This window comes from Parasphingopyxis marina, assembly GCF_014237875.1.
Classification (GTDB): domain Bacteria; phylum Pseudomonadota; class Alphaproteobacteria; order Sphingomonadales; family Sphingomonadaceae; genus Parasphingopyxis; species Parasphingopyxis marina.
Genome location: NZ_JACJVJ010000003.1, coordinates 16,648 through 31,237 on the forward strand (window position 1 = coordinate 16,648; position 14,590 = coordinate 31,237).

Annotated in this window: 14 protein-coding genes; 8 read left to right on the plus strand and 6 right to left on the minus strand. The window is 62.3% G+C overall.

Going from position 1 to position 14,590, the window contains the following annotated elements:
• Window position 1: 1 nt before the first annotated feature.
• Both H6P80_RS14665 and H6P80_RS14670 read left to right on the plus strand, forming a co-directional pair.
• Window positions 2–949 (plus strand): alpha/beta hydrolase, encoded by a 948-nt coding sequence (locus tag H6P80_RS14665; RefSeq protein ID WP_185802180.1) that lies wholly within the window; start codon window positions 2–4, stop codon window positions 947–949.
• Window positions 950–954: 5 nt separating this feature from the next.
• Window positions 955–1,344: a carboxymuconolactone decarboxylase family protein gene (locus H6P80_RS14670; protein WP_221893045.1), complete on the plus strand. Its 390-nt coding sequence runs from the start codon at window positions 955–957 to the stop codon at window positions 1,342–1,344.
• A gap of 6 nt (window positions 1,345–1,350) precedes the next feature.
• On the opposite strand, the gene H6P80_RS14675 is transcribed toward H6P80_RS14670, so the two are convergent.
• Window positions 1,351–1,818, minus strand: a complete 468-nt coding sequence (locus H6P80_RS14675) for a heme-binding protein (RefSeq protein ID WP_185802181.1) — start codon at window positions 1,816–1,818, stop codon at window positions 1,351–1,353.
• Window positions 1,819–1,868: 50 nt separating this feature from the next.
• The gene (locus H6P80_RS14680) at window positions 1,869–2,450 is read right to left on the minus strand and encodes a c-type cytochrome (protein ID WP_328805037.1); all 582 of its coding nucleotides are present in this window, start codon (window positions 2,448–2,450) and stop codon (window positions 1,869–1,871) included.
• A gap of 245 nt (window positions 2,451–2,695) precedes the next feature.
• On the opposite strand from H6P80_RS14680, the gene H6P80_RS14685 reads away from it, so the two are divergent.
• The gene (locus H6P80_RS14685; protein WP_185802182.1) at window positions 2,696–3,586 is read left to right on the plus strand and encodes an amidohydrolase family protein; all 891 of its coding nucleotides are present in this window, start codon (window positions 2,696–2,698) and stop codon (window positions 3,584–3,586) included.
• 2 nt (window positions 3,587–3,588) lie between these two features.
• Here the strand turns inward: H6P80_RS14685 and H6P80_RS14690 are convergent, their stop codons facing one another.
• Window positions 3,589–4,575: a hypothetical protein gene (locus H6P80_RS14690; RefSeq protein WP_328805038.1), complete on the minus strand. Its 987-nt coding sequence runs from the start codon at window positions 4,573–4,575 to the stop codon at window positions 3,589–3,591.
• A 138-nt stretch (window positions 4,576–4,713) separates the two neighbouring features.
• Here H6P80_RS14690 and H6P80_RS14695 point away from each other — a divergent pair, with 138 nt between their 5' ends.
• On the plus strand, window positions 4,714–6,888 hold the full coding sequence (locus tag H6P80_RS14695) for an acetate--CoA ligase family protein (RefSeq protein ID WP_185802487.1): 2,175 nt from the start codon (window positions 4,714–4,716) through the stop codon (window positions 6,886–6,888).
• A gap of 15 nt (window positions 6,889–6,903) precedes the next feature.
• The gene (locus H6P80_RS14700; protein ID WP_185802183.1) at window positions 6,904–7,761 is read left to right on the plus strand and encodes a p-hydroxycinnamoyl CoA hydratase/lyase; all 858 of its coding nucleotides are present in this window, start codon (window positions 6,904–6,906) and stop codon (window positions 7,759–7,761) included.
• A 15-nt stretch (window positions 7,762–7,776) separates the two neighbouring features.
• Here H6P80_RS14700 and H6P80_RS14705 read toward each other — a convergent pair whose 3' ends face one another.
• Together H6P80_RS14705 and H6P80_RS14710 are read right to left on the minus strand one after the other, a co-directional pair.
• Complete coding sequence (locus H6P80_RS14705) at window positions 7,777–8,877, minus strand: acyl-CoA dehydrogenase (RefSeq protein ID WP_185802184.1); 1,101 nt, start codon at window positions 8,875–8,877, stop codon at window positions 7,777–7,779.
• Complete coding sequence (locus H6P80_RS14710) at window positions 8,874–10,079, minus strand: acyl-CoA dehydrogenase family protein (protein ID WP_185802185.1); 1,206 nt, start codon at window positions 10,077–10,079, stop codon at window positions 8,874–8,876. Before H6P80_RS14710 ends, H6P80_RS14705 begins: the two co-directional genes overlap by 4 nt.
• Before the next feature lie 119 nt (window positions 10,080–10,198).
• On the opposite strand from H6P80_RS14710, the gene H6P80_RS14715 reads away from it, so the two are divergent.
• The gene (locus tag H6P80_RS14715) at window positions 10,199–11,707 is read left to right on the plus strand and encodes an aldehyde dehydrogenase family protein (RefSeq protein ID WP_185802186.1); all 1,509 of its coding nucleotides are present in this window, start codon (window positions 10,199–10,201) and stop codon (window positions 11,705–11,707) included.
• Here the strand turns inward: H6P80_RS14715 and H6P80_RS14720 are convergent.
• On the minus strand, window positions 11,704–12,222 hold the full coding sequence (locus H6P80_RS14720; RefSeq protein ID WP_185802187.1) for a VOC family protein: 519 nt from the start codon (window positions 12,220–12,222) through the stop codon (window positions 11,704–11,706). The genes H6P80_RS14715 and H6P80_RS14720 overlap by 4 nt on opposite strands.
• A 190-nt stretch (window positions 12,223–12,412) precedes the next feature.
• On the opposite strand from H6P80_RS14720, the gene H6P80_RS14725 reads away from it, so the two are divergent.
• A complete protein-coding gene (locus tag H6P80_RS14725; RefSeq protein WP_221893047.1) occupies window positions 12,413–12,925 on the plus strand; it encodes a flavin reductase family protein in 513 nt (170 codons plus the stop codon).
• Window positions 12,926–13,017: 92 nt separating this feature from the next.
• Window positions 13,018–14,391: a hypothetical protein gene (locus tag H6P80_RS14730; RefSeq protein ID WP_185802188.1), complete on the plus strand. Its 1,374-nt coding sequence runs from the start codon at window positions 13,018–13,020 to the stop codon at window positions 14,389–14,391.
• Window positions 14,392–14,590 lie beyond the last annotated feature (199 nt).

The window sequence follows — 14,590 nt, forward strand, 5'->3', positions numbered from 1 at the left end:
CATGGCCGGCAGTCCGCCTCTCGCCGAAGGACTGGCCGATTATATAGCGGCCGTTCGTCTGGCGCCGGGCGGCCAGCGGCCCTCGCCCGAACAGGCCCGGCTGGCGGCCGATTTGAACGCGGACGCGATCGCCTATCCGCGGCCCGAAGGCATGACTGTCACGACGAGTTTCGTTGTGCGGGAGGCCGGCGAAACCGCGGTCCGCATCTATCGACCGGCCGGGGACGGGCCGCAGCCGGGGATCGTCTATTTCCACGGCGGCGGCTTCACGACCGGCAGTCTCGACAGTTACGAGCCGGTCGCGATGGCGCTGGCCGAAGCCTCAGGGGCGACCGTAATCAGCGTCCATTATGCGCGGCTGCCGCAATCGACGCCGCAGGCGATGCTCGAAGAATGCTATGACGTGCTGTGCTGGACGGCGGAAATAGCGTCGATCCTGAAAATCGATACCCAGCAACTGGCCGTGGCCGGCGATAGCGCCGGCGCTTTCATCGCAGCCCTGCTTGCGATTCGGGCGCGGGACAGCGAAGGTCCGAATCTCGCCTGCCAGATATTATGTTACGGCCTTTTCGATCTCGACGAGATGCGAGACGCCTATCAGAAATCCGCTGACCCGATTTTGACCTTGCCGATCATCAAATCGATGATCGCGACTTATCGGGAATGCGACGCGCGAAGCTCCACACCGGTGGCTGCGCCGCTGCATAGCGATAATCTGGTCGGGCTCCCTCCGGCGCTGCTCGTAGGTGCGGCCTATGATGCCCTGCTCGACGAAGGACAGGACTATACCCGCAGATTGCGGGAAGCGGGCGTGGAAGCGCAGATGCGGATCGCCGAGCGCATGCCGCATGGATTTTTTCGTGCCGTCCGTTTTTCCGAAGCCGCGCGTGCGGAGATGCGGGAACTCGGCAAGGCGATACGGACCTATTTTAAACACGAACAAGGATAAGAGACATGGCCCTCAAGACCGACGATCCCGCTTTTCAGGCCGGCCGCGAAATGCGCCGGCAATTGTTTGGCGATGCGAGCATCGACCGGCTCGACGCGGCCGACGATTTCCACGAGCCACTTGAGAATTACGTAACCTCCGCCGTGTTCGGCGAAACCTGGACGCGCGAGGGGCTTACGGTCCGCGAACGCAGCCTGATCACGATGGCGATCGCCGCGGCGCTAGGGCGCAACCTGCCTCTCAGCCGGCTCGTCAAATGCGCAGTCCAGAACGGCGCGACCAAGGAGGAAATCCGCGAGGTGTTGCTGCACACGACCATGTATATCGGCGTCGCCGGCGGTGTCGAAAGCTGGGGCGTGGCGGCCGAGGCGCTTAAGGAAATAGACGCCTATTAAGGACGGCTATTCACCGCGCGATGTCGTCAGGCCGGCCGCTTCGACGCCGGCCGTCCCGCAAGCGGCGTCCTCGTCGGGCCGCAAGCCGGACGTGCCGACGCCGCCAAGGGGCACGCCGTCGGCCGTGTAGATCGGGACGCCGCCGGTCAGCGTTGCGGCGTGCGGCAGGTTGGGCGGGGGATTTAGCGCTCCGATATCGGCGGTAGCCCTGCCGAACATCGCCGAACCATTGGCTTTCCACCGCGCAAGTTCACCGACTGCCGCCGATGCGCCGTCCATATGCGCGAAAGCGACGAGCATGCCGCGATTGTCCATGACGGCGATTGCGACATTGCGATCATTTTCCATCGCCCATTGGACGCAGGAGCCGACGATCGTCGAAGCGCTGGCATAGTCGAGGCCGGGGCGCGGTGTTTGCGCCGTTGACGGCGCGGCGAGAAGGATGGCGGCACCAAGGCCGATATGGATCTTCATCGAACGCTCTCCAGTAATTGATGGACCGCCCGTAGCGGGTCCGTTCGCGCCTATCGCAGCGTTTCGAGATAGTCGATGATCGCGCTGCGGGCGGCGGCATCGCGCGTGCCGGGTATGCCCATCCGGGTTCCCGGAACGACACCGGCGGGATCGGCGAGGAAGCGATCGAGATTGCTGCGCGTCCAGCTGATCTGCGAATCCTGCATCGCCTGGGAATAGGAAAAGCCGGCTTTGCTGCCGGCATTGCTTCCGAACACGCCGAAGAGATTGGGTCCGACGGTGGCAGCGGCGCCGCGTTCGACCGTATGGCAGGCGCCGCAGGACGCGAAGGCCGCCGGCCGGGCTACCGCAGCAGGCGGCGCGCTCGCTGTGCTGGCCGGCGTGGCGGCTGGTGCGCTGGGTTCGGCTTCCACGCTTGCGGTCGAGGCTGCGGTTTCCGTCACGGCCTCTTCCGGTTCGGCTACCTCGGCGACTTCCTCGGTTGCGCTGGCCGAGGCAGATTGGCTCGGCTCTGGGCTTGCACTGCTCTGGGCTGCGGCGGCTTCGCTCGCGCCGCCCTGGCCGCATGCCGCCAGCAGGATCACCGAAACGCCGGTCAGCAAAAATGAAATATGAGATTGTGGCTTGATCACACGGGATTCCTTCAAAGAGACACGAGATCGCGATTTTGCAAATCCGGCCGACTTGGCCGATCGCTTTTTCGATGCCGTTACGCCTGACAACTTCGGCACCCAATTTTCTTCAATCTAGGTGCCGCCGCATGTCATACTTTGACGAATCAAATTAGACATTGCCAGAAAAAACTCTAGGCTGGGAAGCGCCATCGGGGGTCGATCCGTGAGCCTGTTGGGGCAGGGCGAAACTGTCAGGGGGAAGAATGCCAAGCCCGTCCATCAGGCTGTTCGATACTCATATTCATCTATCCACCAGCGACGTTGCACGGTTCCCGGTCGATCCCTCCGGTGCCAAGGAGGGCGAAGCGGCGATACTGCGCCGTGCCAGAAGCGATCCCGTTTCGATCGAAAGCGTCTTGCCGATATGGGATAGCTGTCATGTGGCGGGCGGCGCTGCGGTTCAATATTACAGTCTGTACAAGACGGACAACAGCTACAGCGTTGCGGTGGCGGATGCCCATCCCGACCGGCTGTCGGCGGTCGTCATGCTCGATGCCGCCGATCTCGGGACGCCCCGGAAGCTTCGGGCACTGGCGCAAAATCACAATGTCTCCGGCATAAGGCTGTTTGGGCCGGCGGATGCGGACGGCTGCTATCCATGGCTAGACACGCCAATGGCGGTGCGGGTCTGGGAAGAAGCTGCTGCGCTCGGTCTAGCCATGATATTGATGTATGCTGGCGGGCCGGCCTTGCGGGCGGCTTTTGCGCGGATCGCCGCGCTGGCAGACCGATTGGCGCCAATGCCCGTAATCCTCGATCATTTCGGTTGGCCGGGAATCGACGAAGGCGTGCACGGAGCGCTCAGCCCGGAACATCGCGCGCTCGCGGATACATCGAATATCCGCTTCAAGCTCTCGCAGATCAATCTGAAGCGCTTCGAAAGCACGGGAGTCGATAGCGCCGAATTCCTGCGGCATGCCGTCGATATCTACGGCGCCGATCGGATCATGTGGGGCTCGGACTATGGCAACACGGCCATGGCCTATGAGCGGATCGTCGAAGCCGCAATCGCCGCTACCGGTCGTCTCGACGAACGGGAACGCGATTCCGTGCTGCACGGCAATGGCGCGCGGCTGTTCGCACCTCGGTCATAGGATCATTCTTCGATACCGGATTCCGGCATCGGATAGTCGTCGGCGTTGAGCACCCAGCCGGGTTTCGTCGAGAAGTCGATCCGCGGAGGACAGAAGACGTCGAGCAGCCGGTTGAGTCCCTCGGCCATGCCCTGCGAGGTGTGTGTCGTAGGCGGCGGGATCACCGCAACCGAGGGCGTACCGCATGGTTCGTGATCGTCGTCCCGCCAGGTCGTGGAATCGCTGATCCACGGCCAGCGCAGATGGTGGACATAGTCGCCGTCAAGGCCGACCGAATATTGTTCGAAATCCTCATGATGGTGGGGCGAGAGATTGTCGGGCGCGCGTGGACCGACGCGGCCATCGCCCATATTCACCATGATCGTCGACCCCCGATAAAGGCGGCCGAAGCGCCCTTCTTCGGGTTCGACCGATCCCGAATAGACGCGGATCTTCCGGCCACCGACGGGATCGGGCCAGGGCTGGAACGGCGCGACATTGGGATCGGGTTCTTCATATGAGGCCGCGTTCGGGCATTTCGCGACCATATCGGCCGAGCGGGTAGTGATCAGCCGAACGATGCGGCCGCCCTTGCGGACCGTGATTTTGCTCGCGCCCGCCGGGATGAAGGCCACCGACCGGCCGCTGGCGATCTCGGTTCCGTCGTCGATTTCGATTTCGATCTCGGTATCGTCTTCGGGCAGGACAACGGCATATTCGTCGATCTGGTCCTCGCGCTCGAACACCGCCCCGGCTTTCGCTTCGCTATAGGCGACGACCATGGATTGGCCGCGGACATACCAGTCTTTCGACAAGTCGGAGCTTTCCTGCGGCGGGTCCCGGTAGAAATGCGCATAGCTGGCGTCTTTGAAGCCCGTAGGCGCCTTGGCTGCCGATTTTGCGGCAAGGCTCGCTCTCAAATCGTTGCGACCGTACATCGCCTTTTCCTCTCCCTTGTCCGGCGGACCAGCCCGTTTGGCCTGCGCCGATTTCCCGATCCGGGATATCACGGACCAAATCCTTATCCGAGGGACCTTAATCCCCTAGGCGTATCAGTCTAGTTGATATAAGACTATATGATATGTAGCGCAAAAGGCAATTCCGCGGCAGAGCGGGTAGCGGGAGAGGACGATTTGCCGGACGATATCATGGATCGACGGGTCGACGGCCCGGTGACGGCGCAATCCTCAAAGGATAGCGCGCAGGGCAAGCCCGCGCTTGCGCGGCTGCTGCGGCCCGCTTCGATAGCGATCGCCGGGGCCTCGCCCGATCCCGCCACGATGGGCGGTACGATTCTCGGCAATTGCGACCGATTCGGTTTTACCGGGCCGCTCCACCTGATCAGCCCGACACGCGACGAGATTGGCGGGCGCGCCTGTGTGAAATCGGTCGACGATCTTCCGTCCGGTGTCGATGCCGTGGTGCTCAGCATCCCGCGTCCGGCGATCCTGCCAGCGGTCGAGGCCTGTGCGCGCCGAGATGTCGGCGGCATCGTGGTTTTCGCGTCCGGATTTGCAGAGGCCGGCGAAGAAGGCCGGGCGACACAGGAGGCCATCGCCGCAACCTGCCGTGAGGCGGGCATGGCACTGCTCGGCCCGAACTGCCTCGGCTTCGTGAATTTTGCCGGCGGTTCTGCGCTGACCTTCGAGCCCGTCCATCCGCGCCCACTGGAAGATCGCCGGAGCGTGGCCGTTATCGCCCAGAGCGGCGCCATCGCCTCGAGCATGCGTGCCGCGATGCTGGGTCGGGGCATTTCCGTCTCGCTGTCGGTCGCGACCGGCAACGAAGCGGTTATCGGCGCGAGCGATCTCATTGAATATCTCGTCGCCGAAGGCTCGGCCGATGCGATCGCGCTCTATGCCGAACAGATCAAGGATCCCCAGGCCTTTCTCGGCGCCGCGCGCCAGGCGCGGCAGGCCGGCGTTCCGATCATCATGCTGCACCCGGGGCGTAGCCAGCGCGGACAGGAAGCGGCGCAGTCGCATACCGGTTCGATGGTCGGCGATTATGGCGTGATGCAGACAGCGGTTGAAAATGAAGCCGTGGCTATGGTGCCGACGATGGACGAACTGTTTGACGCCGTCGCGCTGCTCCACCGTTTCCCGGCGCCGCAGCCCGGCGCGTTGGCAATGGTCACCAACTCGGGCGCGATCCGCGGTATGGGCTTCGACGCCGCCGAGGATGCGGGCGTTCCGGTTGCCGAAATTTCCGAAGCGACGCGCGCGCGGCTTGCCGGCTTGCTTCCCGAGGGCATGGAGATCGACAATCCGCTTGATGTCGGTACGGCCGGTTTCGTCAGCGGCGACATCTTCCGCGATACGAGCGAGGCGATGCTGGACGATCCGGCGGTTGGTGCGGTGCTACTGCCCATGGCCGGCGGCGGACCCGCGCAGCAGCGCGCCAAAGCCGATGCCGTCATCCCGGTCGCGCTCGCCAGTGCCAAGCCCGTCGCGATGGCGATCACCGGCGACCAATCGCCGCTCGATCCGGACTTCCTTGCGGCGATGCAAGACAGTGAAACGCCGCTTTTCCGATCCCCCGAACGCGCGATCCGCGCCTTTGGGGCGGCCGAACGCTACGCCCGGTCGCTACGTGATGCCGACGATCGCTCGCCGGCCGCAACCGGGCTTTCAGGATGGCAGGAGCCGGGCGTCAAACCCGAATATCAGGGCAAGGCCTTTCTCCGCGAACTTGGCATCGCGACGCCCCAAGGCGATCTCGCGGGATCGCTCGAGAAGGCGCTGACCATCGCCGCGAAGATCGGTTTTCCGCTGGTGCTGAAGGCGCAGGCCGCGGCGCTTTCGCACAAGAGCGATATCGGCGGCGTGATTCTCGGTATCGCCGACGAGGGTCAACTGCGCGACGGTTGGAAAAAGCTGATGAGCAATCTCGGATCGGCATCGATTGACGGCGTGCTGGTGGAGCAGATGTCCGGGCCGGGCCTCGAGATGATTGTCGGCGCCCGTCACCATCCCGAATGGGGGCCGACGGTGCTGGTCGGACTGGGCGGCGTGCTGACCGAGGCGCTCGACGCGACGCTGCTTCTGCCCGCCGATATCTCGCATGCCCGCGCGGTGGATCGCATCCGCCAGCTGCGCGGCGCCAAGCTGCTCGAAGAGTTTCGCGGCCGCCCGGCCCGCGATGTTGGCGCCGTCGCCGATGCCGTGGTGAAGATCGGCGCTGCGATGCGCGCCGGGCTCGGCGTCGAGGAAATCGACGTCAATCCGTTGATGGTAGGCGCGGACGGCGAAGGCGCCGTGGCGCTTGATGCGCTAATCGTAACCGTCGCGGCTCCGCCACGGAACGACGAACAAGACACGTGAAGAGGAAAAGTTGAAATGAATAGCACTGTGAAAAATACCGGAGAGAAAGCCGTGCCCGGCGGCAATGACGTGCTCGTCGAATTCGAGGACGGTATCGCCTGGGTATATCTGAACCGGCCGGAAAAACGGAACGCGATGAGCGTCGATCTCGCCCGCGAAATGAATGTCGTGCTCGATGCGCTGGAGATCGACGATCGCTGCGGCGTTATCGTGCTGACCGGCGCGGGCGAGGCTTTCTCCGCCGGCATGGATCTCCAAGGTTTTTTCCGCACGACCGATGCCATCACCGATGTCGAGCGTCATCGCGCCTATCGCGAAACCCGCGCCTGGCAGTGGCGGACATTGATGCACTACGCCAAGCCGACGATCGCGATGGTCAATGGCTGGTGTTTCGGCGGTGCGTTCACGCCGTTGATCTGCTGCGATCTTGCCATCGCCGACAAGGACGCGGTGTTCGGTCTATCGGAAATCAACTGGGGGATCATTCCCGGCGGCGTGGTCTCCAAGGCGATCTCGACGCTGATGGGCGACCGCGAAGCGCTTTATTATGTCATGACCGGCGAAAAATTTGATGGGACGCGGGCTGCCGAAGTCGGCCTGGTCAACCAGGCAGTGCCAGCTGAAGAGCTCAAGGACCGGACGCGCGAACTGGCGAAAAACCTGCTGGAAAAGAACCCGACGGTGCTGCGCCAAGCCCGCATGGCTTATAAATATGCTCGGGAAATGAACTGGGAGCAGGCGGCCGAATATCTGACCGCCAAGGGCGACCAGACGACTTTCGTCGACACGGAAAAGGGTCGGGACAAGGGTTTGACGCAGTTTCTCGACGAGAAGACGTTCAAACCCGGCCTTGGAAACTACGAACGCGATTAGGACGGTTCTATGGAATCAGAGGGCGGCGGCGAGCCCGCCGCCCTTTTCCATCTCGGTTAGATGATGGTTGCTGTCCCCGAACATATTCTCCAGCACCGTTAGCCGCTGAAAATAGCGGCCTGCCGGATATTCGCTCGCCAATCCCATGCCGCCATGCAGCTGGATGGCCTGACTGCCGACAAAGCGCGACGCGCGATTGGTCAGCGCCTTGGCCGCGGCCACTGCGACATGCCGTTGCGTGGGCGGGGCATCCATCATCGAGATTGCATGGATCGTCATGGATCGCGTCTGTTCCAGCGCGATCAGCATGTCGGCGGCGCGATGCTGAAGGACCTGGAACGATCCTATCGGCGCGCCGAACTGGTTGCGTGTGCCTAGATATTCTACGGTAAGGGCGAGCAGTTTTTCCATCGCGCCGATCGCCTCGCTGCAGCAAGCGAGGATGGCCCCATCGACGATTTTAGCGACCAGTGCGCCATTGTTGGCGGGATCGCCGATCGCGGCGGCCTCCGCAATCTCCACACCGTCTAGCACGATATCAGCAGCGATGCGCCCGTCCGGGGTAGGCCGTTCGCGCAACGAGAGGCCGGATGCTCCAGGCGGAATCAGGAACAGTCCGAAGCCCTCCGGCGTCGTGGCCGGACAGATCAAATGGGTATCGGTCTCGGCGTTCAAGACCGCTCGCTTCTCTCCGCTCAGCGTCCAACCGGCATCCGACCGCTCTGCCTTCGTCCCGGGCTCGTGCCAGCGATAGCGCGTGTCCGGCTCGAAAAGGCAAAGCGCATATTTTTGACTGCCGTCGAGAAGGCCGGATAGGGCATCGGATGCGGTGCCGCCGTCGACAAGCGCCAACAGTCGGCCCGCCATAAGGACCGACTGGAGATAGGGTGCCGTTCCCAGGGTGCGGCCATAGGCTTCCATGACCAGCATGATTTCTTCTTGGCCGCCACCGAACCCGCCTTGCTCTTCGGCAAAGGGTAAACCGAGCAGTCCGAGCTCCAGATAGCCGTTCCAGAGTTTGTGGGAATCGACGTTGGCATCCTCGGCTTGCGCCTCGAACAATTTTCCCACGGCATCAGCGAGCATCCGCTGCTCTTCACTGAGATCGAAATTCATCTTTTGCTCCCCAAGCCGAGCACGGCCTTGGCCAAAATGTTGCGCTGGATCTCGTTGGATCCTCCGAAAATGGAATATTTGCGCGACGTGAAATAGGCCGAGAGGACCGAGGAATGCGCATCCAGACCCTGCGAATCGTCGCTCGCCAGAGAATCGGCAAAGCCGGCCGTCAGAGCTTCGGGGCCCAACGTATCGAGTAGAAGCTCGGCTGCATCCTGTAGGATCTCGCTCCCCTTGATCTTGAGGATCGAGGTTTTCGGATCGGCGCCTCCCGCGGGGTTGCCGGCGCTGGCGACGACCCGCATCTGCGTGATCTCCAGCGCTTTCAGCTCGATTTCGGCCCAGCTTAGCCGCCGGCGAAAGTCAGGGTCGTCGATCAACGGCCCGGCCTCGCCCCGCCGCGCCTTGGCCAGGGCGCGGACGCGATCCAGGCGCCGTTGGGAAAAGCCGATATTGCCCAAAGAGGTTCGTTCCTGGCCCAGCAGATATTTCGCGTAATCCCAGCCGCGGCCTTCTTCGCCGACGAGATTTTCCGCCGGAACCCGCACATCGTCGAAATAAACTTCGTTGACGTGATGAAAGCCATCGATGGTGGGGATGGGGCGGATGGTTATGCCCGGCGTGGCAAGGTCGATCAGCAGAAAGGATATGCCCTGCTGTTTCCGTTCGCATTGCGCGGTGCGGACGAGACAGAAGATCCAATCTGCCTTATGCGCGGCGGTCGTCCAGATCTTCTGCCCGTTGACCTGGTAGTGAGCGCCTTCCCGCACCGCGGAAGTTTTGAGCGAGGCTAGGTCCGAGCCCGCATTGGGTTCGGAAAAGCCTTGGCAAAACCACATGTCGAGATTGGCGACCGGCGCAAGAAAGCGGCGCTTCTGCTCCTCGGTGCCAAAGGCGGCGACGACCGGGCCGACCAGCGCGGCGTTGAACGGCAAGGGCCTGGGAACCGAATTCTGATCGATTTCCTGTACCAATATTGTCCGCTTGACCGCGGACCAGTCACGGCCGCCCCATTCGACCGGCCAATGCGGGACCGCATATCCCGCCCGGTTCAGTATCTGCTGGGATTCGACCTGCCATTCGCGCGGCAAGGGCCGTTCCTCATACACCGACTGGCGAATATTCTCGGAGATGTTCGAAAGAAGATATTCGCGCACCTCCGCGCGGAAGCGACGCTCGCCTTCGGTAAATGTAAGTTCCATGCTTCTCGCCCAATCGATTTGCGTTTTCCCATGGCGAACAGCATTCGACAAGAGCTAACGCAAGGCGCTATAGGCTCGGCAGCGAATATGGTGCAAGCGGCATCGCGAAAGGATTGGACATGACAGGCATGGCAACGGCACAAGCGGCGGAAATCCCTTCACTGAAGGAGGCGCGCGCCTTTGCGGCCGGCAAGCATCGGCTTTTCATCGGCGGGCAATGGGTGGATGCGCAGGGCGGCGAAAGCTTCGCGACCTATGATCCGGCTACCGGCGGCCATCTGGCGGATGTCGCCAAGGCCGGGGCAGCGGATGTCGACGCAGCGGTCCGCGCCGCGCGCGGGGCGATGGACGATCCCGCATGGCTCGACATGAAGCCGTCCGCTCGCGCCCGTTTGCTCAACCGGCTGGCCGATGCGCTGGAAGAATATGCTGACGAGTTTGCGGTGCTGGAAACGCTGGATAACGGCAAGCCCGTCGGCGATGCTCGGAATTTCGACATCCCCTATGCGACCGAAATGCTCCGTTACTATGCGGGGTGGGCGACCAAGCTCAACGGCGAGACGATTTCGCTGTCCGGGCCGGGCACCTGGCATGCCTATACGTTGCGCGAGCCGGTGGGGGTCGTTGCCCAGATCGTGCCCTGGAACGCACCGATCATGATGGCCGTAGCCAAGATCGCCCCCGCGCTTGCCGCGGGGTGCGCGGTTATTCTCAAGCCCGCTGAAGAAACCCCGCTTACCGCGTTGCGATTGGCGCATCTGATCGCGGAAATCGGCTTTCCCGACGGCGCCTTCAACCTGCTGACGGGCTTTGGGGAAACCGCCGGCGCGGCGCTGACCGAGCATGACGGCGTCGACAAGGTTACCTTCACCGGCTCGACCGAAGTGGGCCGGCATATCCTCAAGGCCGCGGCCGGCAACTTCAAACGGGTGACGCTCGAGCTGGGCGGCAAGACTCCGGTGATCGTCCTGCCCGATGCCGACATTGCCAGCGCCATCCAGGGAGCGGCGCGATCAATCTTCACCAATGCCGGGCAGGTCTGCAATGCCGGTTCGCGCCTGTTCGTCCATCGCAGCAATTTCGACGCCGTGGTCGATGGCGTTGCCGAGATAGCCGCATCGTTGAAGCTCGGCTCGGGCCTCGATACGAATACCCAGATGGGGCCGGTTATATCGGGCGCGCAGCGCGATCGGGTGCGGGACTATATCCGTGGCGGCGTGGACGAGGGCGCGACCTTGCGCGCCGGCGGCGGTGAGATGGACGGTACGGGCTATTTCGTTCCGCCCACCGTGCTGACCGATACCGATGCCTCGATGGCCGTGCGGCGCGAGGAGATATTCGGGCCGGTGCTCTGCGTCATGGCGTTCGGTGACGACGATCTGGATAGGATCGCCGCCGAAGCGAATGATAGCAATTACGGCCTCGGCGCGGTGCTGTGGACCAACAATCTGTCCGCCGCGCACAAGCTAGCGAAGAAGCTAAAGGCCGGGACCGTGCGAGTGAATGGCGGCGGGCTCGATCCGGCACTGCCGTTCGGCGGCTTTAAGCAATCGGGCTGGGGTCGAGAAAACGGCCGCGAGGGTATCGAAGCCTATACCGAGACCAAGTCGGTCGCAATGGCGCTCTAGCCGGAGGTCGCCGCGCGCTTGCGCGCGTTCCAGATTTTCAGCGTGTCATGCGCTTCGCTTGCAGCCTTTTCAAGAAATCCGGGTTCCTCGGTGCGCGCACCGATTTCCAGCCTCAGGCCGTTGGGATCGAAGAAATAGACCGAGCGGACAAAGCCGTGATCGACCATCGGGGTCGTCTCGACGCCATGTTCGGCAAGCCGCTTGCGCATCGCTTCCACATTTTCGACGGAATCGGTCTCGATCGCGAAATGCTGGACCCAGTCCGGCGTGTTGGGCGAAGGCTCCGGCATATCGTCTCCGCCGAGATCGAAAAAGGCGATGTAGGAGCCATTCTTCATCTCGAAGAAGAAATGGACATAGGGCGTCTCCTCACCCGTGCTGGGCACGCGTTCGGAGAGCATGCAGTTGACCAGCGGAAGCCCCAATATGTCTTCGTAGAAATGGCGCGTTTCCTCTGCGTCGCGGCAGGGATAGGCGAAATGATACAGGCCGTTCAGCGGTTTCGCGTCCGTCATCTTGCTCTCCTTCGCTTCGGGATACCAAGAGCAAAACCCAAGGCTTGTCATCCATAAAGGATGACAATTCCGACGCTCGGGATCCCCTGCATGGCCCAATAACGGCTGGACATATCAAACGCTATACAACATTATCAAACACAAAAGAAGGGTGGCCGGAGGCCGCCATATGGAGAAAGGCGGACAGGGAATGGCGGAATTGCGAGCCGTGCCGCAGATAGGACAGAGCCTGGCGGACGCCATGCGCTTCGGGCTGCGCAGGCTGGGCAAGGCAGTCGTGGTCGTCACCTGCTGGCATGCGGAAAGACGCTGGGCGATGACCGCGACGGCCGTCAGCGAACTCAGCATGGAACCGCCCTCGCTGCTCGTCTGCGTCAACCGTTCGGCGAGCATGTTCGAACCGCTCATGGCCGGGGCGAATTTCTGCGTGAACATTCTTCATGCGGATCAGCTTGCCATATCCCAGGCCTGCAGCGGTGCCGTGAAAGGCGAGGCTCGTTTTCGCGAGGGTCGCTGGGATTCGGGCGCCTGCGGAACGCCCTATCTCCGGGATGCGCAGGCCAGCTTCCTCTGCGATCATGAAACCCATATGGAATATGGTACGCATGCCATCGTGATCGGTGCGGTTCGGGAGGTGTATACACATGGCGATGCCGATCCGCTGATCTATCTCGACGGGCGCTATACGCGCGCAAAGGGATAGGACGGCGAGATTGTACAATCGCGCCTCGCTAGGCAGTATCCCTGATTGGCGATTTTTTGCGCGTTGCGGCCGGGACAGGGAAGTCGAAACAGATGGATGACACCCAGGTTCTCCTAGAGCAGATCGAACATGCCTGCCGCCGTATGAAAATGGCACAGTCGACATTCGGTCGGCTTGCGGTCAACGACGGCAAGCTCGTTTCCCGGCTACAGCAGGGTGGACGCGTCACCGTCCAGACGGTCGAGCGTGTGCATCGCTTTATCGAGGAACAGGACGGCGCTTCGGCCTCGGCGCTACGTTCCGGCATCAAGGGACTGCGGTCCGCCCCGCGGCCCGAGCATAATTTTCGCTTCTACGACAATCGCCAGAAATATCTGATGTTCGTCAACACGACGACGGAAAAGCAGATCATCGCCGATCGCGCAGTGCAGGAGCTGGCAAAAACCCAGCCCGCCCCGCCGGCTATTCGCCTTTTCGACGGCGGTGCCGGCGACGGGACCGCGCTGGCTCGAATCCTGCGGAGCTTGCACAGCAGCCACCCCTGGGTGCCGCATTATGTGGTGGCTAAGGAAATCAGCATGGAAAATATCCGGCTGACCTTGGACAAGATTCCGGATCGCCTGCGCGAACATAGCGCGACTGTCGTGGTGCTCACCAATATGAAATATTGCGAGGCGCCTTATCTTCAGCCGGAAACCCCTGCGGGTGCCAGCGCGATGGTCTGGCACGAGGTTGCCCTGGACGGCACCAGCGCCGGTGAGTTCGAGCAGCAGATTGCCGAACTGGAACCTTTTCTGGCGCAGCATTGGCAGGCGAGTATCGGCAGTTCGAGCGGCAATCCGGTGTACAAGACGCCGGTCGTTCTCGTGCTCTATCGGCGCGATCACGGTTTCATGCTCGGGCCGATCATTCCCAAGCGCGGCTATGTACAGGCGGATTTCGATTTCGTGCTGCTCTCTCAGCCTTATAGCGCCCGCGCGCCCTTGGGATTCAAAACCTCCCGGATCGTGACGCCGCTGGCCAGAGCGCTCAGGCCGAACGGGAAATTGATGGGCATCCATAGCCATGGCAACGATCCGGGTATGGAGATCATCCGCAGCATCTGGCCGGACGAGGATCCCTTCCGGCATGACGGCACGATGATCCTGGATGCCGTGAAAGCGGAAATGGGCCCGGCGGCACGCGATTTCGAATTTCATTCCCCGGCGGATTCCGAAGCGCTGTTCCGCTATGATATCCGCACCCTGCCGACCGAAATCGACGAACATACGCCGATCGGCAGTTCCACGCTTTTCGCCGCCTGGAATGCGGCAAGCTATGTGGCACAGATCGAGGACGGGCGGCTCGCCCGGGCCCATTCCACCGATCAATATCTGGATGCGACGCGCGAGGTTCTGCAGCGCCATCAGGGCCTCTGGTTCAACGACGAAATTTACACGATCTCTCGCCGTGCAGGGCTCGGCTAGGAAATGAAAAGATATTTGGGGAAGGGGGCGGTTATGCGAAAGCTTGCCACCGCGAATCGATTCGGATGAGCGCTCTGCAAAGGGATCGTGAGGAAGGGCAGGTCTGTCCTTTTTGTGGCGCCGCCTGGACGGACGGGATGTTCGCCTTGCTCGATCGCCATTCGCTTCCTTCCGGCTGCGCTTGCTGTAGCGGCAGTCA

Coding starts and splice junctions, on each gene's coding strand:
- H6P80_RS14725 (WP_221893047.1), top strand. CDS start 12,413: ATGGCGGAATTGCGAGCCGTGCCGCAGATAGGACAGAGCCTGGCGGAC.
- H6P80_RS14665 (WP_185802180.1), top strand. CDS start 2: ATGGCCGGCAGTCCGCCTCTCGCCGAAGGACTGGCCGATTATATAGCG.
- H6P80_RS14670 (WP_221893045.1), top strand. CDS start 955: ATGGCCCTCAAGACCGACGATCCCGCTTTTCAGGCCGGCCGCGAAATG.
- H6P80_RS14675 (WP_185802181.1), bottom strand. CDS start 1,818: ATGAAGATCCATATCGGCCTTGGTGCCGCCATCCTTCTCGCCGCGCCG.
- H6P80_RS14730 (WP_185802188.1), top strand. CDS start 13,018: ATGGATGACACCCAGGTTCTCCTAGAGCAGATCGAACATGCCTGCCGC.
- H6P80_RS14715 (WP_185802186.1), top strand. CDS start 10,199: ATGACAGGCATGGCAACGGCACAAGCGGCGGAAATCCCTTCACTGAAG.
- H6P80_RS14710 (WP_185802185.1), bottom strand. CDS start 10,079: ATGGAACTTACATTTACCGAAGGCGAGCGTCGCTTCCGCGCGGAGGTG.
- H6P80_RS14705 (WP_185802184.1), bottom strand. CDS start 8,877: ATGAATTTCGATCTCAGTGAAGAGCAGCGGATGCTCGCTGATGCCGTG.
- H6P80_RS14685 (WP_185802182.1), top strand. CDS start 2,696: ATGCCAAGCCCGTCCATCAGGCTGTTCGATACTCATATTCATCTATCC.
- H6P80_RS14695 (WP_185802487.1), top strand. CDS start 4,714: ATGGATCGACGGGTCGACGGCCCGGTGACGGCGCAATCCTCAAAGGAT.
- H6P80_RS14720 (WP_185802187.1), bottom strand. CDS start 12,222: ATGACGGACGCGAAACCGCTGAACGGCCTGTATCATTTCGCCTATCCC.
- H6P80_RS14700 (WP_185802183.1), top strand. CDS start 6,904: ATGAATAGCACTGTGAAAAATACCGGAGAGAAAGCCGTGCCCGGCGGC.